A 24,908-nucleotide genomic window follows, 5' to 3' on the forward strand; every position below is an offset into this window, starting at 1 on the left:
CTTGGGGTTATTCGATATTCAGGACAGTTTACCGTGACAGTGTTTGTATTTCTTGCCGGAACCGCAGGGGCAGGGATCGTTGCGCCCGACCTTCGGTCCGTTCTCGACCGGCTGGCCGGCTTCGCCGTTCTCGTCGGCGAGCGCCTCGTCGTAACCGGCGTGCTGGTACTTGACGTTGCTGACGTCGGCGTGCGGCGCGGTTTCCTCGACGTCTTCCGGCGAGCGGATCTGCACCGTGAACACGACGCGGGTGACCTGGGTCCGCACCTGGTCGAGCAGCGTCTCGAACAGTTCGAAGGCTTCGCGCTTGTATTCCTGCTTCGGGTTCTTCTGCGCGTAACCACGCAGGTGGATACCCTGGCGCAGGTGGTCGAGTGCCGCCAGATGCTCGCGCCAGTAGGAATCGAGGCTCTGCAGCATGACGTTGCGCTCGAACTGGCGGAAGGTCTCGCTGCCGACCAGTTCGACCTTGGCCTGGTAGGCCTGGGCCGCGCCTTCGCGGATGCGGGCGAGGATCTCCTCGTCAGTCAGCGTCGGTTCAGCCTTGACCCAATCGGCAACCGGCGGGGCGATCAGCAGGTCGGCGGCAAGTTCCTTCTGCAGCCCATCGAGGTCCCACTGTTCCTCGACCGATTCGGCCGGTACATGCTTGCGGAAGATGTCGGCGATGACACCGTCGCGCATCGCGGAAATGGTTTCGGCGATATCCTCGGTTTCCAGCAACTCGTTGCGCTGCTGGTAGATGACCTTGCGCTGGTCGTTGGCGACGTCGTCGTATTCCAGCAACTGCTTGCGGATGTCGAAGTTGCGGGCTTCGACCTTGCGCTGCGCCGATTCCAGCGAGCGGGTGACGAGCGGATGCTCGATCGCCTCGCCCTCCGGCATCTTCAGCTTGTCCATGATGCCGCGCAGGCGCTCGCCGGCGAAGATGCGCAGCAGCGGATCGTCGAGGCAGAGGTAGAAGCGCGACGAACCGGCATCGCCCTGGCGACCGGCCCGACCGCGCAACTGGTTGTCGATGCGCCGCGACTCATGACGCTCGGAGCCGATGATGTGCAGGCCTCCAGCGGCCAGCACCTGGTCGTGCACTTTTTGCCACTCGGCCTTCATCTCAGCGACCTTGGCGTCGCGGGCTTCCTGGGGCAGCGTTTCGTCGCCGCGCACGGCGTCGAGCAGTTTCTCGACGTTGCCGCCGAGCACGATGTCGGTACCGCGACCGGCCATGTTGGTGGCGATCGTGATCATTCCCGGCCGACCGGCCTGGGCGACGATCTCGGCTTCGCGGGCGTGCTGCTTGGCGTTGAGCACCTGGTGCGACAGTTTTTCCTTGTCGAGCAGCGAAGACAGCAGTTCCGACGCTTCGATCGAGGTGGTACCGACCAGCACCGGCTGGCCGCGCTTGGCGCAGTCCTTGATGTCGGCGATGATCGCCGCGTGCTTCTCGTCGGCGGTCTTGTACACCAGGTCGTTCATGTCCTTGCGCACCATCGGCCGATGGGTCGGGATGACGACGGTTTCCAGACCGTAGATCTGCTGGAACTCGTAGGCTTCGGTATCGGCGGTGCCGGTCATGCCGGCCAGCTTGCCGTACATGCGGAAATAGTTCTGGAAGGTGATCGACGCCAGCGTCTGGTTTTCCGACTGGATGGCGACGCCTTCCTTGGCCTCGACCGCCTGGTGCAGACCGTCCGACCAGCGGCGGCCGACCATCAGGCGACCGGTGAATTCATCGACGATGATGATCTCGCCGTTCTGCACCACGTAGTGCTGGTCCTTGTGGAACAGCGTCAGCGCGCGCAGGGCGGCGTTCAGGTGGTGCATCAGCGTGATGTTGGCGGCGTCGTACAGGCTGCTGCCCTCGGCCAGCATGCCGGCTGCCGCCAGCAGTTGTTCGGCGTGCTCGTAACCGGCTTCGGAAAGATGGACCTGGTGACCCTTCTCGTCGACCCAGTAATCGCCCTCGGCGTTTTCTTCGGCGGCGCGCGACAGTTGCGGAACGACGCTCCGCATCCGGACGTAGAGGTCGGTATGGTCATCGGCCTGACCGGAAATGATCAGCGGCGTGCGCGCCTCGTCGATCAGGATCGAGTCCACTTCATCGACGATCGCGTAACTCAGGCTGCGCTGCACGCGCTGCCCGGCGCTGTAGACCATGTTGTCGCGCAGGTAGTCGAAGCCGAATTCGTTGTTGGTACCGTAGGTGATGTCGGCGGCGTAGGCAGCCTGCTTGGCCTCGTGATCCATCTGCGACAGGTTGATGCCGACGGTGAGACCGAGAAAACGGTGCAGGCGCCCCATCCATTCGGCATCGCGGCTGGCCAGGTAGTCGTTGACCGTGATGACGTGCACACCCTTGCCGGCGATCGCGTTGAGGTAGGCGGGCAGCGTGGCAACCAGCGTCTTGCCTTCGCCGGTGCGCATTTCGGCGATCTTGCCGTAGTGCAGGACCATGCCGCCGATCAGCTGGACATCGAAGTGACGCATGCCGAGCACCCGCTTGCCTGCCTCGCGGACAACGGCAAAGGCTTCCGGCAGGAGATCGTCGAGCGATTCACCGTCGCCGTGCCGCTTGCGGAACTCCGCCGTCTTCGCCTGCAACTGCGCATCGGAAAGCGCCGCAATCTGCGGCTCGAACGCGTTGACGCGCTTGACGGTGAGGGAATACTGCTTGATCAGCCGGTCGTTGCGGCTGCCGAAAATCTTTTTGAGTAGGCCGGATATCATCGCACTGGAATAGGATTTTGCGCCGACAGGCGCAATGGAGCCGGGATTCTAGCATGCCCGGTGAACCCGACGGGCAGCACAGCATCGTAGCGGCAAGGAGGGATTTCAGCGCCGCTTCAGATTGGCAAAATGCTCGCCGCGCTTCAGGAAACTGGCCGGATTCTGCGGCACGCCCAGCATCCGCACTTCGAAATGCAGGTGCGGCCCGGACGACCGCCCGGTACTGCCGAGCGCCCCGATGTTCTCGCCGCGGCGAACGATCTGCGATTCCTTGACCTTGATCTCGGAGAGGTGGGCGTAACGCGACAGCAGGCCTTCGCCATGGTCGATATCGACCATGTTGCCGAATTCCGGGTGATAGGAAGCCGCCACGACCACGCCGTCGGCGGCGGCCAGCACCGGCGTGCCGGTCGGCGCCGAGAAATCCAGGCCGTCATGGCGCGAGCGCAGACCGCTGAACGGATCGTTGCGATAACCGAAACTGGAACCCATCAATGCGTTGCTGACCGGCAGCGTGGTCGGCATCAGGCGTTCCTCGACCCGCTTTTCCAGCAACTTGAACTCCATGAAGGCAAGGTCGTCGGCCTTGCGATCGACTTCCGCGGCCAGACGCTCGATTTCCTGCTGCAGCGCCCCCGCCGACAGCGGCGCCGGAATGAACGGCCCACCCTGCCCCGGCTTGCTTTCGGCTTCAGCGGCCGGACGCTTCTTGATGCCGGCAAGATCGGAGACGCGATTGCCGAGCGAATCCAGTTGCAGCAGACGCCCCTGCAGTTCGCCGAGGCGGGTCGCCATCATGTTCAGGTTGTTGGTGATGTAGTTGTTCGTTTCCCGGGTCTGCTGCTGCTGGATGGAAACCAGTATCCGTTCGACGATCGGCAACCGGAAATGCAGCGACATCATCGAAAACAAGGCCGACGAGAGGATCACCAGAAGCAGGAAAAGAGCCACCGCGGCCAACACGTGACGGGGCATAATGGTGATCGTGCGCGCCGACTTCAGATGGCGCGAAACCAAGATGATCTGCACGTAACCTCCTATGTACAAAGCGCCGCAAGACTACCTCGACGCCGATGCCGCCGCGGGCCGTATCATGACCCATGCCCGGCTGCTGATGAAACTGTCCAGCCGATTCGACGCGGTCGCTCCCGCCGCCCTGCGCCATGCTGCGCATGTCGCCAATTACAAGTCGGGGAAACTCGTTATCCACGCCGACAACGGCGCGGTCGCCGCCAAAATCCGCCAGATGCACCGGCGACTTTGTGACGAATTATCCAAGAAAGCGCCCGAGTGTAACGATATCGAGGTCAAAGTTCAACCTCGGCAAAAGCTCGGCCGATCAAGCACTTCCACAATCAAGCCGATATCCGACGCCGCGGCGGCCATGCTGGCGCAGACGACAGCGACCCTACCGCCCGGCCCCCTGCGCAGCGCGCTGGACACACTATTGCAGCGGGCAGCTAGACGGGAATGATCGCCAGGCGCTCGAGGAACATCAGCGCGAAGACCAGCAACGCGAACAGAACGCCGTAACGCAGCAGGCGCCAGCAGAAGGCGAGATATTCGCGGCGCCCGGTGAAGGCATAGAGGACGACACCGACCCCGAGCGCGATGACGAGAACGACTGCCAGCAGGCGCAGCAGCCACATGGCAGGTTCAGGCAGTCTGCGCCAGCCAGCGCGTGACGCCTTGCGGCACGGCGGCCGGCTCGGGGAAACTGACCAGTTCCCAGGCATCCTGCTGCTGAAGCAGGGCGCGGGCCAGCTGGTTGTTCAGCGCGTGGCCGCCCTTGTGCGAAGCGTAGGCGGCGAGCAGTGGATGACCGAGCAGGTAGAGGTCGCCGACCGCGTCGAGGATCTTGTGCTTGACGAACTCGTCGCCGTAACGCAAGCCGTCCTGGTTGAGAACGCGGAATTCGTCGAGAACGATCGCGTTCTCCAGCCCGCCGCCCAGTGCCAGGCCGTTCTCGCGCAGGTATTCGACCTCCTGCATGAAGCCGAAGGTGCGCGCCCGCGACACTTCGCGGACATAGGAGTGTTCGGCAAAATCGATTTCCGCCTGCTGCGCCGAACGATCGATCGCCGGATGGTGGAAGACGATGGAAAAACTCAGGCGATAACCCTCATAGGGCTCGAAACGCGCCCACTTGTCGCCGTCGCGGACTTCGACCGGCCGGGTGACGCGGATGAACTTCTTGGCGGCATTCTGTTCCTCGATCCCCGCCGACTGGATCAGAAACACGAAGGGCGCAGCCGAACCGTCGAGGATGGGCACTTCCGGCGCATCGAGGTCGATCCAGGCGTTGTCGATGCCGAGGCCGCAGAGCGCCGACATCAGGTGTTCGATGGTGCCGACCTTGACCCCGTCGCGCTCCAGGCAGGAACACATGCGGGTGTCGCCGATCAAAACCGCCTGCGCGGGAATGTCAACCGGTTCGGGCAGATCAACGCGACGAAAGACGATGCCGGTATCCGGTGCCGCCGGGCGCAGGGTCAGATTGACCTTGACGCCGCCGTGCAGACCGACGCCTGAGGCATGAATGACCGTCTTCAGCGTGCGTTGCTTTAGCATGTTGGCAAGTGATTGAAATTACTGGGGAAGGCGGCGCATTCTAACACAATGCGCCGCCACCCTTTTTCAGAGAGAGTTTTTGTTACAGATCAGTCCGCCTGCTTCCTCAGGAAGGCCGGAATGTCGTAACGATCGACCCCGCTGTTGGCCAGCGCCTCGACGGTGACGTTGCGCTTCCTGACGACGGCCGGCACATCGGCAATCTGGTTGTAGTCGATCGCCGCGCCGCTGGAGAACGAAACGGCATCGTGCGTGCCGGTGGCAACCGCTTCGACCATCGGCGTGTTGATCACTTCGAAGCTCTGACGCTTGGCAGCAACCTGGCCGAGGCCGGTGGCGACGACGGTGACGCGCAGCGCATCGCCCATCAGTTCGTCGTACACGGCACCGAAGATGATGTGCGCGTCGTCGGCGGCGAAGGCCTTGACCGTGTTCATCACCTCGTTGACTTCCTTCATCTTCAGGTTGCCCTTGGCGGCGGTGATGTTGACCAGCACGCCGCGCGCGCCGGACAGGTTCACGCCTTCGAGGAGCGGCGAAGCAACGGCCTGTTCGGCGGCGATGCGCGCCCGGTCCACGCCGGAGGCGGCAGCCGAGCCCATCATGGCGCGGCCCATTTCGCCCATCACCGTGCGCACGTCTTCGAAGTTGACGTTGACCAGGCCCGGGTAGGTAATGATTTCGGCGATGCCGCCGACCGCGTTCTTCAGCACGTCGTCGGCCGCCTTGAAGCAGTCGTCGACGTCGGCGTCGTCACCCATGACTTCCATCAACTTGTCGTTGAGGATGACGATCAGCGAATCGACGTGCTTGGAGAATTCGGTAATACCGGCTTCGGCCGACTTCATCCGCTTGCCGCCTTCGAAGCTGAACGGCTTGGTCACCACGCCGACGGTCAGGATGCCCATTTCGCGGGCGATCTCGGCGACCACCGGGGCAGCGCCGGTACCCGTACCACCGCCCATGCCGGCAGTGATGAAGGCCATGTGGGCACCGCTCAGCGCTTCGCGGATTTCGTCGCGATGCGCGTCCGCCGCCGCCTGGCCGGCTTCCGGCTTGGCGCCGGCGCCGAGCCCGGTCTTGCCGAGCGACAGCTTGCTCGACGCCGCATTGCGCGCCAGCGCCTGGGCGTCGGTATTGGCGGCGATGAATTCAACGCCGTTCACCCCTTCGCGGATCATGTGCTCGATGGCATTGCCGCCGGCACCACCCACCCCGAACACCTTGATCACGGTGCCGAGCTCTTCTTCCTTCTCGATGATTTCAAACATGACGACCTCCTCTGAAAAGACTTTTCAACAAACAATCAGAAATTCTTGGAAAACCACTGCTTCATGCTGGAGAAGACATCCTTGATGCCCTGCTTCTCCTGAATTTTCATCCCACGCTTGCGCTGCGCCTGGGCCTCCAGCAGCAGGCCGAAAGCGGTCGAGAAACGCGGGTTCTGGACGACGTCCGAGAGACTCGCCTCGTACTTCGGGTTGCCCAGGCGAACCGGCATGTGGAAGATCTCCTCGCCCAGGTTGACCATCCCCGGCATCACGCTGGCGCCACCGGTCAACACGATGCCGGACGACAGCACGTCCTCGAAACCGGCACGGCGCAGTTCGTGCTGGATCAGTTCGTAGAGTTCCTCGACCCGCGGCTGGATCACGTCGGCCAGCGCGCGACGGCTCAGCTTGCGGCTCGGCCGGTCGTCAACGCCGGCAACGTCGAGGTTCTCCGAAATGTCGGCGAGTTGCGCCAGGGCGCAGCCGTACTTGCACTTGATGTCCTCGGCCTCGCGCGTCGGCGTGCGCAGCGCCATGGCGATGTCGTTGGTGATCTGGTCGCCGGCGATCGGGATCACCGAGGTGTGACGGATGGCGCCCTGCGTCCACACGGCGATGTCGGTGGTGCCGCCGCCGATATCGATCAGGCAGACGCCGAGGTCCTTCTCGTCCTCGGACAGCACCGCGTAGCTGGACGCCAGCGGCTGCAGCACCAGGTCATTGACCTCCAGGCCGCAACGGCGCACGCACTTGACGATGTTCTGCGCCGCCGACACCGCGCCAGTGACGATGTGCGTCTTCACTTCCAGGCGCATGCCGCTCATGCCGATCGGCTCGCGAATGCCGTCCTGACCGTCGATGACGAATTCCTGGGTGAGGATGTGCAGGATTTCCTGCTCGGCCGGAATCGGCATCGCCCGCGCCGTCTCGATCACGCGCTCGACGTCGGCCTGCGTCACTTCCTTGTCCTTGATCGCCACCATGCCGTTCGAGTTGAAGCTCTTGATGTGGCTGCCGGCGATCCCGGTGTAGACGTTGCTCACCTTGCAGTCGGCCATCAGTTCGACTTCCTGGATGACGCGGCTGATGGTATGCACCGTTTCCTCGATGTTGACCACGACACCCTTCTTCAACCCGCGCGAATCCTGCGAGCCCATGCCGATCACGCTCAGCCGTCCCTCGTTGTCGATGTCGGCGACCAGCGCGACGATCTTCGACGTTCCGATATCCAGGCCAACCACCAGATCCTTGTTGTCCCTGCTCATAGTCTTACTTTCCCTTCCCCTCGCCCGCGACCTTCATCGCGAAACCGTTCGGATACCGCAAATCCACGACCGCCGGCAGTACCGGCAAATTTCCGACCTGCGTCGGATAAACCTCGACGAACCGCTGCAGACGCGAACCCACTGTGAACTTCGGATGCTCGCGCCCAACCTCGATGCGCATCCCGTTGCCCAGCCTGATCTGCCAGGCCAGGCGCGGCGACAGGCTGACCTGTACCGGCTGCTCGCCGATCGCTGCAAATGCCTTGCCGAAAACCGCGAAACGCTGCAGGACCTCCTGGGCGGTTCCCGGCGGACCGACCAACAAGGGCAGGCGCGCCATCTCGCTCTCCGGCAGCAGCGCGGCGAAGACCTCGCCATGGCTGTTCACCATTTCCGCATAGCCCTCGCCCCAGCGCGCCACCGGCTGATGCTCCTCGATCTGCACCTCCAGTCCGGCCGGCCAGACGCGCCGGACATGCGCCTTGCGCACCCAGGGCAGTTGCTCCAGCGCAACGCGCACGGATTCCAGATCCAGGCTGAAGAAGTTGCCGCGCAGCGCCGACGGCAGCACCTGCTCGATCTCGCCGCGCCGCACATGCGCCAGCGGCTCGACGAAGACCACCTGCTTGACCGGCAGCGACGGCACCCGCACCACCCAGACCGCGCCGGCCGCCAGCAAGGCAGCGGCACCGACCAGCAGCAGCAGGTCGGCGATCGCGTTGAGAAGTTGCGGTTTGTGCCACATTCATCGTCTCAGTCGTTGGCGGCCAGTTCGAGGACGCGGCGCACCAGCGCGGCGTAATCCATGCCGGCGGCGCGGGCGCCCATCGGCACCAGCGAATGGTCGGTCATGCCCGGCGCGGTATTCACTTCCAGGAAGTAATGGTTGCCGTCCTCGTCCATCAGGAAATCGACCCGCCCCCAGCCGCGCCCGTCGAGCATCCGGAAAGCCTCCAGCGCCTCGCCGCGGATCTGCATTTCCTGCGCTTCCGGCAGGCCGCAGGGACAGAGGTAGCGGGTGTCGTCGCGGTTGTACTTGGCTTCGTAGTCGTACCACTCGGTGGCCGGTTCGATCTTGATGATCGGCAGCACCTGGTCGCCGACGATGCCGACCGTATACTCGCCGCCCATGACGCCCTTTTCGGCGATCACCAGCGGGTCGTGGCGGGCCGCCTCTTCGTAGGCGGCCTTCAGCTCGCCAGGCGCCTTGACCTTGGTCACGCCGATCGACGAACCCTCGCGCGCCGGTTTGACGAACAGCGGCAGGCCGAGTTCTTCCTCGATTTCGGCGAAATCCGACCCGGCATTGAGCAGCGCGTATTCCGGCACCGGCAGGCCGGCCGCCTGCCACATCAGCTTGGTGCGGAACTTGTCCATCGCCAGCGCCGAGGCGAGCACGCCGGAGCCGGTGTAGGGGATGTGCATCACTTCGAGCGCGCCCTGGATCGTGCCGTCCTCGCCGTGCCGGCCGTGCAGCGCGATGAAGGCGCGGTCGTAGCCTTTCAACGCGTCGAGCGGCTGGCTGGCTGGATCGAAGGCGTGGGCGTCGATGCCCTGGCCCTGCAGCGCGGCCAGCACGCGCGAGCCACTGTTCAGGGAAACCTCGCGCTCGGCGGAAGTGCCGCCGAAGAGGACTGCAACCTTGCCGAAACCGCTCATTTGCCTTCCACCAGTTTGCCGGGCACCGCACCGATCGATCCGGCGCCCATGGTCAGTACCACGTCGCCGTCGCGGGCGACATCCATGATCGTTTGTGGCATCGCCGCGATATCCTCGACGAACACCGGCTCGACCTTGCCGGCGACACGCAGGGCGCGCGCCAGCGAACGGCCGTCGGCAGCGACGATGGGCGCTTCGCCGGCGGCGTAGATCTCGGCCAGGCACAGCGCGTTGACCGTTGACAGTACCTTGACGAAATCCTCGAAGCAGTCGCGGGTGCGCGTGTAGCGATGCGGCTGGAAGGCCAGCAGCAGGCGCCGCCCGGGGAAGGCACCGCGGGCAGCGGCGAGCGTCGCCGCCATTTCCACCGGGTGATGCCCGTAGTCGTTGACCAGCGTGAAGCTGCCCCCCGCCGGCAGGGCGACTTCGCCGTAACGCTGGAAGCGACGGCCGACCCCCTTGAACTCGGCGAGCGCCTTGACGATCGCCGCATCGGCGACGCCGACCTCGGTGGCGACGGCGATGGCGGCCAGCGCGTTGAGCACGTTGTGCATGCCCGGCGTGTTCAGCGTGATCTCCAGGCGCGACACCGAGCCATTGACGCGGACACAGGTGAAACGCATCTGCGCCCCGTCGGCGACGATGTTCTCGGCGTGGAAGTTGGCATCCGGCGACAGGCCGTAGCTGACGATCTGCTTGCTCACCTGCGGCATGATCGCGCGCACGTTGGCGTCGTCGGCGCAGAGCACGGCGACGCCGTAGAACGGCAGGCGGTTGAGGAAATCGACAAAGGCGCCCTTGAGCCGCTCGAAGTCGTGGCCGTAGGTTTCCATGTGGTCAGCGTCGATGTTGGTGACCACCGAGATCACCGGCGACAGGAAAAGGAAGGAGGCGTCCGACTCATCTGCCTCGGCCACCAGGAAGTCGCCGCTGCCCAGCCGCGCGTTGGCACCCGCGGCGTTGAGCCGGCCGCCGATGACGAAGGTCGGGTCGATGCCGCCTTCGGCCAGGATGCTGGTGACCAGGCTGGTCGTCGTCGTCTTGCCGTGGGTGCCGGCGATGGCGATGCCGCGCTTCAGGCGCATCAACTCGGCCAGCATCTGTGCCCGCGGCACCACCGGAATGCGCTTGTCGCGGGCGGCGACGACTTCCGGATTGTCTTCCTTGACCGCCGTCGACACGACCACCGCGTCGGCCCCGGCGATGTTCTCCGCGGCATGGCCGATGGTCACCCGCACGCCCTCGCCCTCCAGGCGGCGCGTCGTCGCGCTGGCGGCGATGTCCGAACCGCTGACCGTGTAGTCGAGGTGGGCGAGCACTTCGGCGATGCCGCTCATGCCCGAGCCGCCGACGCCGACGAAGTGGATGTGTTTGACCTTGTGTCTCATTTGGCAGCTTCGATACAGAGATTGACCACGTCCAGCGTGGCGTCCGGCTTGGCCAGGCTGCGGGCCTTTTCGGCCATTTCCAGCAGCTGGTTGCGTGAGTAGTTGCGGATCAGCGCCACCGCATCCGGCGTCAGTTCGCTTTGCGGCAACAGGAAGGCGCCGCCAACATTGACCAGGAAACGGGCGTTGGCGGTCTGGTGATCGTCCACCGCATGCGGGAAGGGCACCAGGATGCTGGCCACGCCGACCGCCGCCAGTTCCGCCACGGTCAACGCGCCGGCCCGGCAGATCACCAGGTCGGCCCACTCGTAGGCGCCGGCCATGTCCTCGATGAAGGGCACGCAGTGCGCCTGCACGCCGACCGCCGCGTAGGCCGCCTTCAGCGCATCGATGTGCTTCTCGCCGGCCTGGTGGACAATCTGCGGCTGCTGCTCCCCGGTCAGCTGCGACATCCCCTGCGGCACCACTTCGTTCAGCACCTGAGCCCCCAGGCTGCCGCCGATCACCAGCAGGCGCAGCGCCCCATCGCGACCGGCGAAGCGCTCGGCCGGCGGCGCCACGGCGGCAATCTCCGGGCGCACCGGATTGCCCAGCCAGACACCCTTCTTCAGCACTTCCGGGAAACCGCTGGCGATGCGGTCGGCGACGCCGGCGAGCACCCGGTTGGCCAGGCCGGCGACCGAATTCTGCTCGTGCAGGACCAGCGGCACACCGCTCAGCGCCGCCATCATGCCGGCCGGGAAAGTGATGTAGCCGCCCATGCCCAGCACCACGTTCGGCTTGACCTGGCGGATCGCCTTCAGGCCCTGCCAGAAACCGCGCAGGAGATTCACCGGCAGCAGCAGCTTGCGCGCCAGCCCCTTGCCGCGCAACGCGGCAAAATCGAGCCACACCATCTCGAAGCCGTGCTGCGGCACCAGACGCGCTTCCATGCCCTGCGGATTGCCCAGCCAGACGACGCGCCAACCGGCATCGCGCAGCTTGTGGGCAACGGCAAGCGCCGGGAAGATATGGCCGCCGGTACCGCCGGCCATGATCAGGATGGTTTTAGACATGGCACTCCCCTTCGCATGTAGCGCCTGCGGTTTGCCACAGCCTGTTTTGTCTCCGGCCGCGCTGCGCGCTTAACTTGCTGCGCAAGTTAGCCTGCGACGGAACAGGCAATTGATGGATTCGGGCTTTGGGTTTCATAACTTGCCTCCGCGCATCAATTGCCTGTTCTCCCAATCCACCCGCAGGAGAATGGCCAGCGCCACGCAGTTGGCGAGGATGCCCGAGCCGCCGAAGCTCATCAGCGGCAGGGTCAGGCCCTTGGTCGGCAGGAGGCCGACGTTGACGCCCATGTTGATGAAGGACTGGACACCGAGCCAGATGCCGATGCCCATCGCCACCAGCGCCGGGTAGAGGCGGTCGAGCTGCACGCACTGGCGGCCGATGGCGAAAGCGCGCTGGACCAGTACGGCGAACAGGCCGATTACCGTCAGGACGCCGACGAAGCCGAGTTCCTCGGCAATCACCGCGAGCAGGAAGTCGGTATGCGCTTCCGGCAGGTAGAACAGCTTCTCGACGCTGGCGCCGAGACCGACGCCGAACAGTTCGCCACGGCCGAAGGCGATCAGCGAATGCGACAGCTGGTAGCCGCGGCCGAAGGCATCCGACCAGGGGTCCATGAAGCCGAAGATGCGGTCGCGCCGGTAGGGCGAGACGATGATCATGATCGCGAAGGCGATCAGCAGGCCGACGATCAGCAGCACGAACATGCGCGCTTTGAGGCCGCCGAGGAAGAGGATGCCCATGGCGATCGAGATGATGACGACGAAGGCGCCGAAGTCCGGCTCCTTGAGCAGCAGGATGCCGACCAGCGCCATGGCGCCGAACATCGGCAGGAAGGCCTGCTTCAGGTCGTGCATGACGTTGATCTTGCGCATCGTGTAGTCGGCGGCGTAGAGCACGGCGAACAGTTTCATCAACTCGGACGGCTGCAGGTTGGCGAAGCCGAGCGGCAGCCAGCGGCGGGCGCCATTGACGTCGCGACCGATGCCGGGAATGAGGACGATCGCCAGCAGCACGACGCCGACCAGGAAGAGGATGGGCGCGTACTTCTGCCAGGCGGTCAACGGCAACTGGAAAGCCACCGCGGCGGCAACCAGGCCGATGCACAGGAAAATCGCGTGGCGGATCAGGTAGTAGGCCGGCTGGTGGTTGGTGAAGCGGCCGGCCTCGGCGGTGGCGATCGATGCCGAATAGACCATCACCAAGCCACCGAGCAGCAGCAGCAGCGCCGACCAGAGCAGGGCGTGGTCGATTTCCGCCAGTTGCTGGCGCGGCGAATTGAGCGAGGCGAGCATCACGGCTGCAGCTCCCCGACGGCATCGATGAAGGCCTGCGCCCGGTGCGCGTAGTTGCGGTACATGTCGAGGCTGGCGCAAGCCGGCGACAGCAGCACGCAGTCGCCGACTTCGGCGCGGGCGGCCAGCCAGCGGACGGCGCCGGCCATGTCGCCGACGATGGCGGTCGGCACGCCGCAGCCTTCGATGGCCATGCCGATCGCCGCCGCGTCGCGGCCGATCAACGCCACTGCCCGGCCGTGCGCGGCAAGCGCCGCCTTCAGCGGCGAAAAGTCCTGCCCCTTGCCGTCGCCGCCGAGGACGATGGCGACCTTGCGCCCCATGCCCTCGATCGCCGCCAGCGTGGCGCCGACGTTGGTACCCTTGGAATCGTCGACATAGACGACGCCGCCGATCTCGGCCACTGTTTCCACCCGGTGCGGCAAGCCGCGGAATTCCCTCAGCGGTTCAACCAGGCGTTGCGGCGCAACCCCGACCGCCTCAGCCAGCGCCAGCGCCGCCATCGCGTTGGCGACGTTGTGCAGTCCGGCGAGCTGCAAGTCGGCAGCGGCGACCAGGACTTCCTTGCCGCGCACGATGGCGCCGTCGACGTAACCGTAATCGACCGCCCGCGGCGCCGGCGACAGGCCGAAGGTGACCATCTTGCGCCCGCAACGGCCGTTGGCCATCGACCAGTCGTCGTCGCGGTTGAGGATCATCGTCCCCTTGCCCTGGAAGACGCGCGACTTGGCGGCGGCGTAATTGGCCAGGCTACCGTCGTAGCGGTCGAGGTGATCCTCGGAGATGTTCAACACGGTCGCCGCCGCCGCATTCAGGTGATGCGTCGTTTCCAGCTGGAAGCTCGACAGCTCGACGACCCAGACGGCGGGCAGGTGGCCGGCATCCTGCGCGTCCATCAGCGCGTCGAGCGCCGACGGCGAGATGTTGCCGCAGGCGATTGCCGGCACGCCGGCGCCGTTGAGCAGGTGGGCGGTCAGCGCAGTGGTGGTGGTCTTGCCGTTGCTGCCGGTGATGGCGACGATCTGCGAGTCCGCCACCTGCTCGCGCACGCCGGCGGCGAACAGTTCGATTTCCGAGATCAGCGGCAGACCGCAGCCGGCAATCGCCGGCGTCGCCTTGGCGACGCCCGGCGACAGGGCGACCACCTCGCAACCGGCGAAGGTGGTAGCGGAAAAGGCGCCAGCGAGCAGTTCGGCGCCGGGCGCGACGCTCTGCAGCGCTTCGACGTTGGGCGGGTTGTCGCGCGAATCGGCAACCCGCACAAACGCGCCCTGGCGATGCAGCCATTTGGCCATCGCCAGTCCGGACTCGCCGAGTCCGATCACTAGAACGCGTTTGCCCGTCAGTTCCATCAGCGCAGCTTCAAGGTCGCCAGCCCGATCAGGACCAGCATGATGGTGATGATCCAGAAGCGGACGACAACCTGCGTCTCCTTCCAGCCGGTTTGTTCGAAATGGTGGTGCAGCGGCGCCATGCGCAGGATGCGCCGGCCCTCGCCGTATTTCTTCTTGGTGTACTTGAACCACGACACCTGCAGCATCACCGACAGCGTCTCGACGACGAAAACGCCGCCCATGATGAAGAGGACAATTTCCTGGCGGACGATGACGGCAACCGTGCCGAGCGCGGCACCGAGCGCCAGCGCGCCGACGTCGCCCATGAACACTTCGGCCGGGTAGGCGTTGAACCACAGGAAGCCGAGCCCGGCGCCGGCAATCGCACCGAGCAGGATGCACAGCTCGCCGGCGCCCGGCACGTAGGGAATCAGCAGGTACTTGGCATACACCGCGTTACCGGTGACGTAAGCGAAGATGGCGAAGGCCGAGGCGATCATCACCGTCGGCATGATCGCCAGACCGTCGAGGCCGTCGGTCAGGTTCACCGCGTTGCTGGTGCCGACGATGACGAAATAGGTCAGGACGATGAAGCCGACGATGCCGAGCGGATAGGCGATGCTCTTGAAGAAGGGCACGATCAGTTCGGTCTGCGCCGTCGACGTCGCCGAGAAGGCGAGGAAGAGGGCGGCGCCGGCGCCGAGCACCGACTGCCAGAAGAACTTCCAGCGGCTGGCCAGCCCGTTCGGATCGCGGTAGACGACCTTCTTCCAGTCGTCGTACCAGCCGACGATGCCGAAGCCGAGCGTGACGACGAGCACGGTCCACACGTACTTGTTGGACAGATCGCCCCACAACAGGGTGGTGATGCCGATCGCGATCAGGATCAACACGCCGCCCATGGTCGGCGTTCCCGACTTGACGAGGTGGGTCTGCGGGCCGTCGGTACGCACCGCCTGGCCGATCTTCTTGGCCGCCAGCCAGCGGATGACGCCGGGGCCGGCGAGGAAGGAAATGATCAGCGCGGTCATCATCGCCAGCACGGTGCGCAGCGTGATGTAGTTGAAGACCTTGAAGAAGCGAACGTCCTGCGCCAGCCATTGGGCAAGTTCCAGAAGCATCAGTGGTTCTCCCCGGTAGCGGCGACAGCGAGCGCATCGGCCACCCGTTCCATTTTCATGAAGCGCGAGCCCTTGACCAGCACGGTGGTATCCGGACCCAGTTCCTTGTCGACGGCAGCCAGCAGCTTGTCGATGTGGCAGAAGTGGCGGGCGCCCTCGCCGAAATTGCGTACCGCCTGCTGGCTCGCCTCACCGAGCGCGAACAGGCGGTCCACACCCTGGCTCTTGGCGTAACCGCCGATCTCGTCGTGGTACTGGCCGCTGGCCTCGCCGATCTCGCCCATGTCGCCAAGCACCAGCACCTTGCGACCGATGGTCGCGGCCAGCACGTCGATGCCGGCGCGTACCGAATCCGGGTTGGCGTTGTAGGTGTCGTCGAGAATCTCGGCGCCGTTGCGGCCGGCGCGCCGCTGCAGTCGGCCCTTGACGCCGGCGAAAGCGGCCAGGCCCTCGGCTACCGCCGGCAGCGGGACGCCGGCAGCCAGGCAGGCAGCGGCGGCGGCCACCGCGTTGCGCGCGTTGTGGCGGCCGGGAATGGCCAGCGTGAACTGGATCGCCCCTTCCGCCGCGGTCAGGGCGAGGGAAATTTCCAGGCCGTGCTGGTATACGTTGCCGCGCACGTCGGCCGGGTGGTCGATGGCGAAGCTGCGCACACGACGCGGCGCCGCCATTTCGCGCCACAGCCCGGCGTAGCTGTCGTCGGCATTGATCACGGCGATGCCGTCGGCGGGCAGAGCGGCGAAGATGCTGCCCTTCTCGCGCGCCACTTCATCGAGATCGCCCATGCCTTCGAGGTGGGCACGCTGGGCGTTGGTGACCAGCGCCACGCTGGGCGCGCCGATGCCGACCAGGTAGCCGATTTCGCCCGGCCGGTTCATGCCCATCTCGATCACCGCCGCCCGATGCCCGGCGTTGAGGCCGAGCAGGGTCAGCGGCAGGCCGATGTCGTTGTTGAAGTTGCCGCGCGTTGCCAGCACGGCGTCGCCGAAGGCGGCGGCGAGGATGGCGGCGATCATTTCCTTGGTCGTCGTCTTGCCGTTGGAACCGGTGACGGCGATCACCGGCAGCTTGAATTCGGCCCGCCAGGCCTGCGCCAGGCGACCCAGCGCCAGCCGCGTGTCGTCGACGACGATGGCCGGCATCCCGGCCGGCAGACGGCTTTCATCGGCCACCAGCAAGGCTGCGGCGCCGGCGCCAACCGCCGCGTCGAGGAAATCGTGGGCGTCGAAGCGCTCGCCGCGCAGGGCGACGAACAACTGACCGGCAGCGACCGCCCGGGTATCGGTGGACACGCCGCGCAGCGCGACGTCGGCGCCGCACAGGCGACCATCGACGGCGGCGGCAACACGGGATAAGGACCAGTTCATCATGCTTCCTCCTGCGGGGCAGAACGCCCGGCCAGCGCGGCACGCGCCTGGGCCAGATCGGAAAACGGCAGGCGTTGGCCGGCGATTTCCTGATAGTTTTCATGTCCCTTGCCGGCCAGCAGGACGACGTCGGCGACATCCGCCCCGCTCACCGCGAGACGGATCGCCGCGGCCCGGTCGGCTTCGATTTCGGGCTGCGCCATGCCGCGCACGATGTCGGCGATGATCGCCGCCGGCGCCTCGCGGCGCGGGTTGTCGCTGGTGACGATGACGCGGTCGGCACCGGCTTCGGCCACCGCGCCCATTTGCGGACGCTTGCCCGGATCGCGGTCGCCACCGCAGCCGAAGACGACGACCAGGCGGCCAGCGCGCGCATCGGCCACCGGCCGCAGCGCGGCCAGGGCGTTGTGCAGGGCATCCGGGGTGTGGGCGTAATCGACCACCACCAGCGGCTCGCCGCTGCCGCCCAGGCGCTCCATCCGGCCCGGCGGCGGTTTCAATTCGGAGAGACGGCGGCCGACCTCGGCCGGCATCACGCCGGCGTCGTGCAGCACGGCGGCGACCGCCAGCAGGTTGGAAACGTTGTAGGCGCCGACCAGCGCCGTGTCGACCTGGGTCCGCCCGTTCGGCAGAATGAGATCGAAGCGCTGGCCGCAGGGCGTGTCGGCACGATTCTCGGCGCGCACCAGAGCAGGAAAGTCGCGCCGCGGTGCCTGCGCCGAATAACCGATGACGCGCATTGCCGTCGTTTCGCGCATCAGGTGGATGCCGTATTCGTCGTCGAGGTTGATCACCGCGGTGCGCAGCCGCGGCCAGAGAAAGAGTTTTTCCTTGGCGGCGGCGTAGGCGGCCATGTCGCCGTGGTAGTCGAGATGGTCGCGGGTCAGGTTGGTGAACACCGCGACATCGACGCGCGCCCCGTTCATCCGCCCTTCCTCAATGCCGATCGAGCTGGCTTCGAGGGCGCAGGCGGCGGCCTTGTGGGCGCGGAAATCGGCCAGGTAGCGCATCAGCGTCGTCGCTTCGGGCGTCGTGAAGCCGGTTTCTTCCAACTGCTCCGGGAAACCGGCGCCGAGCGTGCCGATGATGGCGCATGGACGCGGATGGGCGTGAGCGATGCACTGGCTGATCGTCGTCTTGCCGTTGGTGCCGGTGATGGCGATCAGCGACAGCCCCTCGCTCGGATGACCGTACACGGCATGCGCCAGCGGACCGGCCAGTTCGCGCAGGTTGGCAACTTCCAGTTGCGGCACCGGCCACGCCGGCTGCCAAGCAAAATCGCCGCCAGCCTGCCAGAAGACGGCCACCGCACCGCGCGCCAGGGCATCCGGGATGAAACGCCGACCGTCGGCGAGATCGCCGGGATAGGCCAGGAAGAGGTCGCCCGGCCGCACCTGGCGACTGTCGTCGGCAACGCCGGTCGGCGTCACGCCGAGGCTTTCCAACTGGTCGAGCAGGGCGCGCGGCGTCGTCACATGCGCCCCTTTCCGTCGCTGGCGGCGGCCACCTGCAGCGGCGCGTCGGGCGGCACGCCGAGCGTGCGCAGGGCGCCGGCCATCACCTGCGAGAACACCGGGCCGGCGATCTGACCGCCGTAATACTGCTTGCCGTTCGGCTCGTCGATCATCACGGCGACGATCAGCCGGGGATCGGAGATCGGCCCGACGCCGACGAAGGAAGCGATGTACTTGTTGGCGTACACGCCGCCTTCCAGCTTGTGCGCGGTGCCGGTCTTGCCGCCGACCCGGTAGCCGGGCACCGCCGCCTTCGGCGCCGTACCGCCGGGCTGCACCACCAGTTCCAGCATCGCCCGCATTTCACGCGCCGTCTGCGCCGAGAACACCGGCGTGCCACGCACCACCGGGGCATCGACGCGCAGCAGGGAAACCGGCACCAGGTCGCCGTCGCGGGCGAACACCGAGTAGGCCCGCGCGAGCTGGATCAGGCTGAGGGAGATGCCGTGACCGTAGGACATCGTCGCCTGCTCGATCGGCCGCCAGTTCTTCCACGGCCGCACCCGGCCCGAGGCCTCGCCCGGGAAACCGAGCGCCGGCTGGCGGCCGAGGCCCAGGCTGTCGAACATTTCCCACATCGACTCGCGGGGCAGGCTCAGGGCAATCTTGGTGGTGCCGACGTTCGACGATTTCTGGATCACCTGGGCGACGGTGATCTGGCCATTGGCGTGGGTATCGCTGATCACCGAACGGCCGACGGTGATTCGTCCCGGCCCGCAGTCGATGATCGAATCGTAACGGTACTTGCCCTGCTCGAGGCCGAGCGCCACGGTAAACGGCTTCAAGGTCGAGCCCGGCTCGAAGGTGTCGGTGACCGCCCGGTTACGCAACTGCTCGCCGGACAGCTTGGCGCGGTTGTTCGGGTTGTAGGTGGGCCAGTTGGCGAGCGCCAGCACTTCGCCGGTACGCGTATCGAGAACGATGATGCCGCCGCCCTTGGCTTCGTGTTCGGCGACCGTCGCCTTGAGGTGGCTGTAGGCCAGATACTGGATCTTGGCGTCGATGGCCAACGCGATGTCGTTGCCGTCGCGCGGCGGCCGGGTGGCGCCGACATCCTCGATGATGTTGCCGCGGCGGTCGCGGATCACCGTCCGCGCCCCGGGATGGCCGCGCAGCGACTGCTGGAAGGCCAGCTCGACGCCTTCCAGGCCCTTGTCGTCGACACCGGTGAAACCCACCAGATGCGCAGTCATCTCGCCCGACGGATAGTAACGGCGATATTCCTTCTCCTGATGCACACCCGGCAATTTCAGCGCCCGCACCTGCTCGGCCACCTGCGGCGGTACCTGGCGCTGCAGGAAGACGAAGGTCTTTTCGGAGGCCAGGCGGGCATCGAGCTCGCGCGGCTTGAGTTCGACCAGCGCCGCCAGCTTGCGCTTCTGTTCCGCACTCATGGTCCGGGCATCGGCCGGAATCGCCCAGATCGAGCGCATCGGCGTGGACACGGCGAGCATGTCGCCATGGCGGTCGGTCACCTTGCCGCGCGACGCGGAAATCTCGATATCGCGCAGGTAGCGGGAATCGCCCTTTTCCTGCAGGAAATCGTTGTTGATCACCTGCAGGTAGAAAGCGCGCAGCAGCAGCGCCAGGAAGGCCGCCATCAGGATCAGGCCGACCATGCGCGAGCGCCAGCCCTGCAGCGCCAGTTGCAGCAGCGGACTTTCGGTATAGCGGTGACCGCGTTGCGGCCGGCGGCGGACGACCATCAGCGCGCCCCCGCCGGCACCGCCGCAACGGGCGGCGACACCATGTGCAGACGCTCGCGCGCGGTTTTCTCGATGCGCGGATGGGTCGCCCAGGTGGACATTTCGATTTGCAACTGGCCGAATTCGATATCCAGCTGCCGTACCTTTTCCTGCTCCGCCTCCAGCGCCTGGAACAGCTTGCGGCCGCGGTGCTGGGCGGTGACCACGGCCAGCGCACAGACGACGACGACGAAGAGCAGGAAGAGGTTGACGCGGAACATCACAGTTTCTCCGCCACCCGCATCACCGCGCTGCGCGCGCGCGGATTGGCCGCCACTTCGGCAGCCGAGGGTTTGATCGCCTTGCCGACCAGGCGCATCTTCGGCGGCGGCAACTGATCGGCGCGCAGCGGCAGCCCCTTGGGCAGGGCATCGGCGGTCGATTGGGCGCGCATGAAGTTCTTGACGATACGATCTTCCAGCGAGTGAAAGGCGATGACCACCAGCCGCCCCCCAGGTTTGAGCAGATCGAAGGCCTGCGGCAAGGCTACCTCCAACTGGCGGAGCTCTTGATTGATATGAATCCGTAGAGCTTGAAAGCTGCGCGTCGCCGCGTCCTGCCCTGGCTCACGGGTGCGCACGGCCTCGCGTACGAGGGCAGCGAACTGCCCTGTCGTGACAATGGGCTGTTCGAGCCGAGCAGACACAACCTTCTTTGCAACCTGGAAAGCAAACCGTTCTTCGCCATAATCCCTGATGACCTCCGTTATTTCCTTCAATTCGGCCCGCGCCAGCCACTCCGCCGCCGTCTCGCCGCGCGTCGTATCCATCCGCATGTCGAGCGGCGCATCGTGGCGGAAGCTGAAGCCGCGCTCCCCATCGTCGATTTGCGGCGACGACACCCCTACGTCAAACAACACCCCATCCACCGCCGCCACGCCGGCCTCCACCGCCGCTTCGGCAAGCTCACCGAAGGCGCGGTGAACCAGGCCGAAACGCGCATCGACAATCGCCGAGCCAGCCCGGATCGCCTGCGGATCGCGATCAAGCGCGACCAGCCGGCCGTTCTCGCCCAGCGCTTCGAGAATGCGGCGACTGTGGCCACCACGACCAAAAGTCGCGTCCACGTACACGCCGTCTTTTTTGATTGCCAGGGAATTCACCGCCTCTTCGAGCAGCACCGTGACATGGGCGCCGCCGGAACTCACAGGACAAGGTCCCCCAGTCCCGCCGGCAGATCGCCGGTCAGGGCCTCGGCCGCCAGATCGTTCTGCTGCTGCCAGCCGGCCTCGCTCCAGATTTCGAAATGGCTGCCCATGCCGACCAGGTACACCGTCTTTTCCAGTTGCGCATAGGTGCGCAACTCGGGAGCGACCAGCAGGCGTCCGGCGCTGTCAGGTTCTTCGGTCCGGGCATTGCCGACCATCACCCGCTTGATCGCCGCTGCGCGCGGATCGAGGCTGGAAGCCTTGAGAATCTGGTCGCGGATCGGCTGCCAGGCGGGCGCCGGATAAAGCAGCAGGCAACGATGCGGATGCGCAGTCAGGACCAGCGACCCGGCGCCGGCTGCCAAGAGGGCGTCACGATGCCTTGCCGGAATGGCAAGCCGCCCTTTCGCATCCAGACTGAGTGCCGTAGCCCCCTCGAACATCCCCGTTTACCCACTTTTCAACACGTTTTCCCACTTTAAGGCATGCCCCGATGGGCGTCAATAGAAAAACGGGGAATTTTTTCTTACGCAACAATGACTTACCGGGGTTTTTCAAGACAAAATGCTGGGCAAAAAATGCTTAAAAATCAATGCGTGAAAAACGTTAGTTAAAGTTAAACATTAGAAGTTTTGCAAGCCAGCCGCGAGCCATCACGATGACATCTCCACCCCGCCAAAAGTGGCATGAAAAAGCGGCACATCGCCCCCCCTCCGGGGAACGATGTGCCGCCTGCGGCGCTCGTCAGCGAGCGCGCGAAAATGCCGTTATTTCTGCTGGTTCAGCCGTTGCTCAAGCACGTTGAGCGGCACCGCGCCGGGCACCCGTTCGCCATCGGCAAAAATGATCGTCGGCGTACCGGTGATGTTGAGGCGACGACCGAATTCCAGGTTCTGCTTGATTGCCGACGTGTCGCAGTTATCCCTGCCGCCCGGCGTCTTGCCATCGATGATCCAGTCGTTCCAGGCCTTGGCACGGTCGGCCGAGCACCAGACCTGACGCGATTTCTTCAGCGAATCCTCGGACAGGATCGGGTAGAGGAAGGTATAGACCGTCACGTTTTCCAGCTTCTGCAAGTCCTTGGCCAGGCGCTTGCAGTAGCCGCAATTGGGATCCTCGAAGGTCGCCAGCACCCGCCTGCCGTCGCCGCGCACCTGCTTGATCGCGCGATCGAGCGGCAGGTCGCTGAACTTGATCGCCGTCAGCTTGCGCAGGCGCTCGTCGGTGATATTGCGGTTGGTCTTCAGATCGACCAGGTTCAGCGCGTGCTGGGAACGGATCAGGTCGCCGCCGATCAGGATCGCCGTGACCTTTTCGTCGGTGTAGAACAGGTTGCCGTCGGCGTAGATTTCGTACAGACCGAAATAGCCGGCCCGGGTCACGCTTTCGACCTTGACCCCGAGCCGGGACTCGATGGCCTTCTGGATTTCGGCTTCATTCGCCGAACAGACCGTCGAGATCAGCAAGAGCAATACGGTGGACCAGGCCTTCAGCAACATCAAACTCTCCTAGAAGCCCCCAAGGGCATAACGAACGAGGACACTCTTTGCGACCGGCAAGCGGTTCGTAAAGTTCAGTCCCAGATTGCGCAAGGGCCGCAGCAGCGGCGACGGCGCAGCAAAAAGACGACGCAGCGCGTCGGTGGTCGTCTGCAACAAGGCGATTTCCTCGCGCCTGGCCCGCTGATAGCCCTGCAGGAAGCGCAAATCGCCGATGTCTTCCCAGGCATTGGCCGCCAGCAGGCGACTCGCCAGCACCTCGGCGTCCTGGAAACCCAGGTTGATGCCATGCCCCGACAGCGGGTGGATACCGTGGCCGGCATCACCGACCAGTGCCAGGCGCCGGGCGACGATCTCCGGCACCCGCATCAGGCGCAGCGGAAAAGCCTGCGCCGGGGTCAGCAGTTCCAGCTTGCCGAGCACACCGTGGCCGGCCCGCTCGACACGTTCGCACAACGCTGCCGGCGACAGTTGGCACAGCTCGTCGGCCAGCGCATCAGGCGCCGACCAGACGATGGACATCTGTTGCCCCGGCAAAGGCAGGTAAGCCAGTACCCCGTCATCGCCAAACCACTGCCAGGCGATATTGCGATGCGGCCGGGCGGTCGCAAAATTGGCGACCACCCCCTTTTCGCCGTAGTGCCGGTTGTGCGCCGGCAAGCCGGCTGCCTCGCGGACCCAGGAATCGCGCCCGTCAGCCCCGACCAGCAGCGCGGCCGACAAGGCCTCGCCATCGGCCAGCCGCAATACCGCGACCTCATCGCGGAATTCGAGCGCCGCCGGCTTCTGCGCCACAAACAACGTCAGGTTGGACTGGCGCTTCAGGCCTTCCCATAATTCGCAGGCGACCAGCGAAGACTCAAGGATGCAGCCGAGGTCGGCAACCCCGGTCTCGAAGGCGGAAAACTCGAGCGCACCGCCGGCATCGCCGAACACCTTCATCGCCGCAATCGGCGCGATGCGCTGGTGATCGAGATGGCGCCAGGCACCGATCGCATCGAGAAAGGCAACATTGGCCGGGCTGACGGCGTAGATGCGCGCATCCCAGCCTGCCGGACGACGCGGCGGCTGTGCTTCGACCAAGGCGATGCGCAGGGAACTGTCGCGCAGGGCAACGGCCAGACTGGCGCCGGCCAGGCCGCCACCGACAATGATCAGATCAAAATGCTGCATGCCTGCCCGGGCAAGAACTCAAGGCGCGGATCACACCGCTTCGCCACCGCCGGGCTTGCCCCCCTGGCGCGGTCAACGATTGTTCTTCGAGCGCGGCCGATGCTTCTTCTGCGCCGCCGGTACTGCGGCATTGCCCGGCTTGCTCTGGCGCGGCGCGTTATGGCGCGGCTGCCCGCCACCACCACCCGGCACCGGACTGCCGGAAATCCGGTTACCGGGCGCCAGCTGGATTTCCAGCTCGATGATCTCGTCCCACTGCTCGTCGCTGCGGTCTCGCTCGGGAACCGACAGCAGTTCGCGCAAGCGGCGCTTCAGGTCAAGCGGCTGGAACTCGGGCTGCTGATCTTCCGCGACGGTCTCTGGGAGATCGGCGTCGACGGCAGGCTCGGTTTCTTCTATCTGGGTATCGCTGTTCGGATTGTTCATTGCAAAGTAAAAAAGCGGAGTCCGTCACAGACGGCCCCCGCATGTGGTGAGAGCTCGGTTATTTTTTCTTGCCGGCCTTTTTCGGGGCGACGGCAGCCTTGAAGGCCGTACCGGCAGTGAATTTCGGCACGGTCGTGGCCGGAATCTTCAGGGTCGCACCGGTTTTCGGATTCTTGCCGGTACGGGCCGCACGCGGCGCCGACTTGAACGTACCGAATCCAACGAGCGTTACCGACTCGCCCTTGGCAACAGCCTGGACAACCGCGCCGACGATGGCCGACAACGCCTTGTCTGCGGCGGCCTTGGTAATACCAGCTTCTTGTGCAGCAACTTCGACCAGCTCGGATTTATTCATC

Annotated in this window: 24 protein-coding genes; 1 reads left to right on the plus strand and 23 read right to left on the minus strand. The window is 65.4% G+C overall.

Annotation, left to right across the window (positions count from 1 at the left end):
- Positions 1-18 precede the first annotated feature (18 nt).
- Positions 19-2,724 carry a preprotein translocase subunit SecA gene (secA, locus tag AC0KWY_RS10945; RefSeq protein WP_474029681.1) on the minus strand — a complete coding sequence of 902 codons (2,706 nt, stop codon included), beginning with the start codon at positions 2,722-2,724 and terminating at the stop codon, positions 19-21.
- A gap of 105 nt (positions 2,725-2,829) precedes the next feature.
- A complete protein-coding gene (locus AC0KWY_RS10950; RefSeq protein WP_474029682.1) occupies positions 2,830-3,753 on the minus strand; it encodes a M23 family metallopeptidase in 924 nt (307 codons plus the stop codon).
- Positions 3,754-3,763: 10 nt separating this feature from the next.
- Here AC0KWY_RS10950 and AC0KWY_RS10955 point away from each other — a divergent pair, with 10 nt between their 5' ends.
- A complete protein-coding gene (locus AC0KWY_RS10955) occupies positions 3,764-4,198 on the plus strand; it encodes a DciA family protein (RefSeq protein ID WP_474029684.1) in 435 nt (144 codons plus the stop codon).
- Here AC0KWY_RS10955 and AC0KWY_RS10960 read toward each other — a convergent pair.
- The 21 genes from AC0KWY_RS10960 to AC0KWY_RS11060 all read right to left on the minus strand — a co-directional run bounded on the left by AC0KWY_RS10960 (position 4,185) and on the right by AC0KWY_RS11060 (position 24,907).
- Complete coding sequence (locus tag AC0KWY_RS10960) at positions 4,185-4,373, minus strand: hypothetical protein (protein WP_474029685.1); 189 nt, start codon at positions 4,371-4,373, stop codon at positions 4,185-4,187. The two genes, AC0KWY_RS10955 and AC0KWY_RS10960, sit on opposite strands and share 14 nt — an antisense overlap.
- 7 nt (positions 4,374-4,380) lie before the next feature.
- A complete protein-coding gene (gene lpxC, locus AC0KWY_RS10965; protein ID WP_474029686.1) occupies positions 4,381-5,295 on the minus strand; it encodes a UDP-3-O-acyl-N-acetylglucosamine deacetylase in 915 nt (304 codons plus the stop codon).
- Positions 5,296-5,384: 89 nt separating this feature from the next.
- Positions 5,385-6,566, minus strand: coding sequence for a cell division protein FtsZ (gene ftsZ, locus AC0KWY_RS10970; RefSeq protein WP_474029687.1), 1,182 nt, complete (start codon positions 6,564-6,566; stop codon positions 5,385-5,387).
- Positions 6,567-6,601: 35 nt separating this feature from the next.
- Positions 6,602-7,831, minus strand: a complete 1,230-nt coding sequence (gene ftsA / locus AC0KWY_RS10975; RefSeq protein ID WP_474029688.1) for a cell division protein FtsA — start codon at positions 7,829-7,831, stop codon at positions 6,602-6,604.
- Positions 7,832-7,835: 4 nt separating this feature from the next.
- Positions 7,836-8,576, minus strand: coding sequence for a cell division protein FtsQ/DivIB (locus tag AC0KWY_RS10980; RefSeq protein ID WP_474025536.1), 741 nt, complete (start codon positions 8,574-8,576; stop codon positions 7,836-7,838).
- Positions 8,577-8,584: 8 nt separating this feature from the next.
- Positions 8,585-9,490, minus strand: coding sequence for a D-alanine--D-alanine ligase (locus AC0KWY_RS10985; protein ID WP_474025537.1), 906 nt, complete (start codon positions 9,488-9,490; stop codon positions 8,585-8,587).
- Positions 9,487-10,878, minus strand: coding sequence for a UDP-N-acetylmuramate--L-alanine ligase (murC, locus tag AC0KWY_RS10990; protein ID WP_474025538.1), 1,392 nt, complete (start codon positions 10,876-10,878; stop codon positions 9,487-9,489). The genes AC0KWY_RS10985 and murC overlap by 4 nt, the downstream gene beginning before the upstream one ends.
- Complete coding sequence (gene murG / locus AC0KWY_RS10995) at positions 10,875-11,933, minus strand: undecaprenyldiphospho-muramoylpentapeptide beta-N-acetylglucosaminyltransferase (RefSeq protein WP_474025539.1); 1,059 nt, start codon at positions 11,931-11,933, stop codon at positions 10,875-10,877. The genes murC and murG overlap by 4 nt, the downstream gene beginning before the upstream one ends.
- Positions 11,934-12,065: 132 nt before the next feature.
- Entirely contained in the window at positions 12,066-13,226 is a 1,161-nt protein-coding gene (gene ftsW / locus AC0KWY_RS11000) for a putative lipid II flippase FtsW (RefSeq protein ID WP_474029717.1), read from the minus strand.
- Positions 13,226-14,578 carry a UDP-N-acetylmuramoyl-L-alanine--D-glutamate ligase gene (murD, locus tag AC0KWY_RS11005; protein WP_474025540.1) on the minus strand — a complete coding sequence of 451 codons (1,353 nt, stop codon included), beginning with the start codon at positions 14,576-14,578 and terminating at the stop codon, positions 13,226-13,228. Before murD ends, ftsW begins: the two co-directional genes overlap by 1 nt.
- Positions 14,578-15,681: a phospho-N-acetylmuramoyl-pentapeptide-transferase gene (gene mraY, locus AC0KWY_RS11010; protein ID WP_474025541.1), complete on the minus strand. Its 1,104-nt coding sequence runs from the start codon at positions 15,679-15,681 to the stop codon at positions 14,578-14,580. The genes murD and mraY overlap by 1 nt, the downstream gene beginning before the upstream one ends.
- A complete protein-coding gene (locus AC0KWY_RS11015) occupies positions 15,681-17,051 on the minus strand; it encodes a UDP-N-acetylmuramoyl-tripeptide--D-alanyl-D-alanine ligase (protein WP_474025542.1) in 1,371 nt (456 codons plus the stop codon). Before AC0KWY_RS11015 ends, mraY begins: the two co-directional genes overlap by 1 nt.
- Positions 17,048-18,523: a UDP-N-acetylmuramoyl-L-alanyl-D-glutamate--2,6-diaminopimelate ligase gene (locus AC0KWY_RS11020; protein WP_474025543.1), complete on the minus strand. Its 1,476-nt coding sequence runs from the start codon at positions 18,521-18,523 to the stop codon at positions 17,048-17,050. Before AC0KWY_RS11020 ends, AC0KWY_RS11015 begins: the two co-directional genes overlap by 4 nt.
- A complete protein-coding gene (locus AC0KWY_RS11025) occupies positions 18,520-20,268 on the minus strand; it encodes a peptidoglycan D,D-transpeptidase FtsI family protein (protein WP_474025544.1) in 1,749 nt (582 codons plus the stop codon). The genes AC0KWY_RS11020 and AC0KWY_RS11025 overlap by 4 nt, the downstream gene beginning before the upstream one ends.
- Positions 20,268-20,528 (minus strand): cell division protein FtsL, encoded by a 261-nt coding sequence (gene ftsL, locus AC0KWY_RS11030; protein WP_474025545.1) that lies wholly within the window; start codon positions 20,526-20,528, stop codon positions 20,268-20,270. The genes AC0KWY_RS11025 and ftsL overlap by 1 nt, the downstream gene beginning before the upstream one ends.
- Positions 20,528-21,454 (minus strand): 16S rRNA (cytosine(1402)-N(4))-methyltransferase RsmH, encoded by a 927-nt coding sequence (gene rsmH, locus AC0KWY_RS11035; RefSeq protein WP_474025546.1) that lies wholly within the window; start codon positions 21,452-21,454, stop codon positions 20,528-20,530. Before rsmH ends, ftsL begins: the two co-directional genes overlap by 1 nt.
- Positions 21,451-21,897 carry a division/cell wall cluster transcriptional repressor MraZ gene (gene mraZ / locus AC0KWY_RS11040; RefSeq protein WP_374324476.1) on the minus strand — a complete coding sequence of 149 codons (447 nt, stop codon included), beginning with the start codon at positions 21,895-21,897 and terminating at the stop codon, positions 21,451-21,453. The genes rsmH and mraZ overlap by 4 nt, the downstream gene beginning before the upstream one ends.
- 324 nt (positions 21,898-22,221) lie before the next feature.
- Positions 22,222-22,953, minus strand: coding sequence for a DsbC family protein (locus tag AC0KWY_RS11045; protein WP_474025547.1), 732 nt, complete (start codon positions 22,951-22,953; stop codon positions 22,222-22,224).
- A gap of 9 nt (positions 22,954-22,962) precedes the next feature.
- Entirely contained in the window at positions 22,963-24,126 is a 1,164-nt protein-coding gene (locus AC0KWY_RS11050) for a UbiH/UbiF family hydroxylase (RefSeq protein ID WP_474025548.1), read from the minus strand.
- A 72-nt stretch (positions 24,127-24,198) separates the two neighbouring features.
- A complete protein-coding gene (locus tag AC0KWY_RS11055; RefSeq protein ID WP_474025549.1) occupies positions 24,199-24,552 on the minus strand; it encodes a hypothetical protein in 354 nt (117 codons plus the stop codon).
- Positions 24,553-24,610: 58 nt separating this feature from the next.
- Positions 24,611-24,907 carry an HU family DNA-binding protein gene (locus AC0KWY_RS11060; RefSeq protein ID WP_474025550.1) on the minus strand — a complete coding sequence of 99 codons (297 nt, stop codon included), beginning with the start codon at positions 24,905-24,907 and terminating at the stop codon, positions 24,611-24,613.
- Position 24,908 lies beyond the last annotated feature (1 nt).

Source organism: Azonexus sp. MM2026_4 (assembly GCF_055901855.1).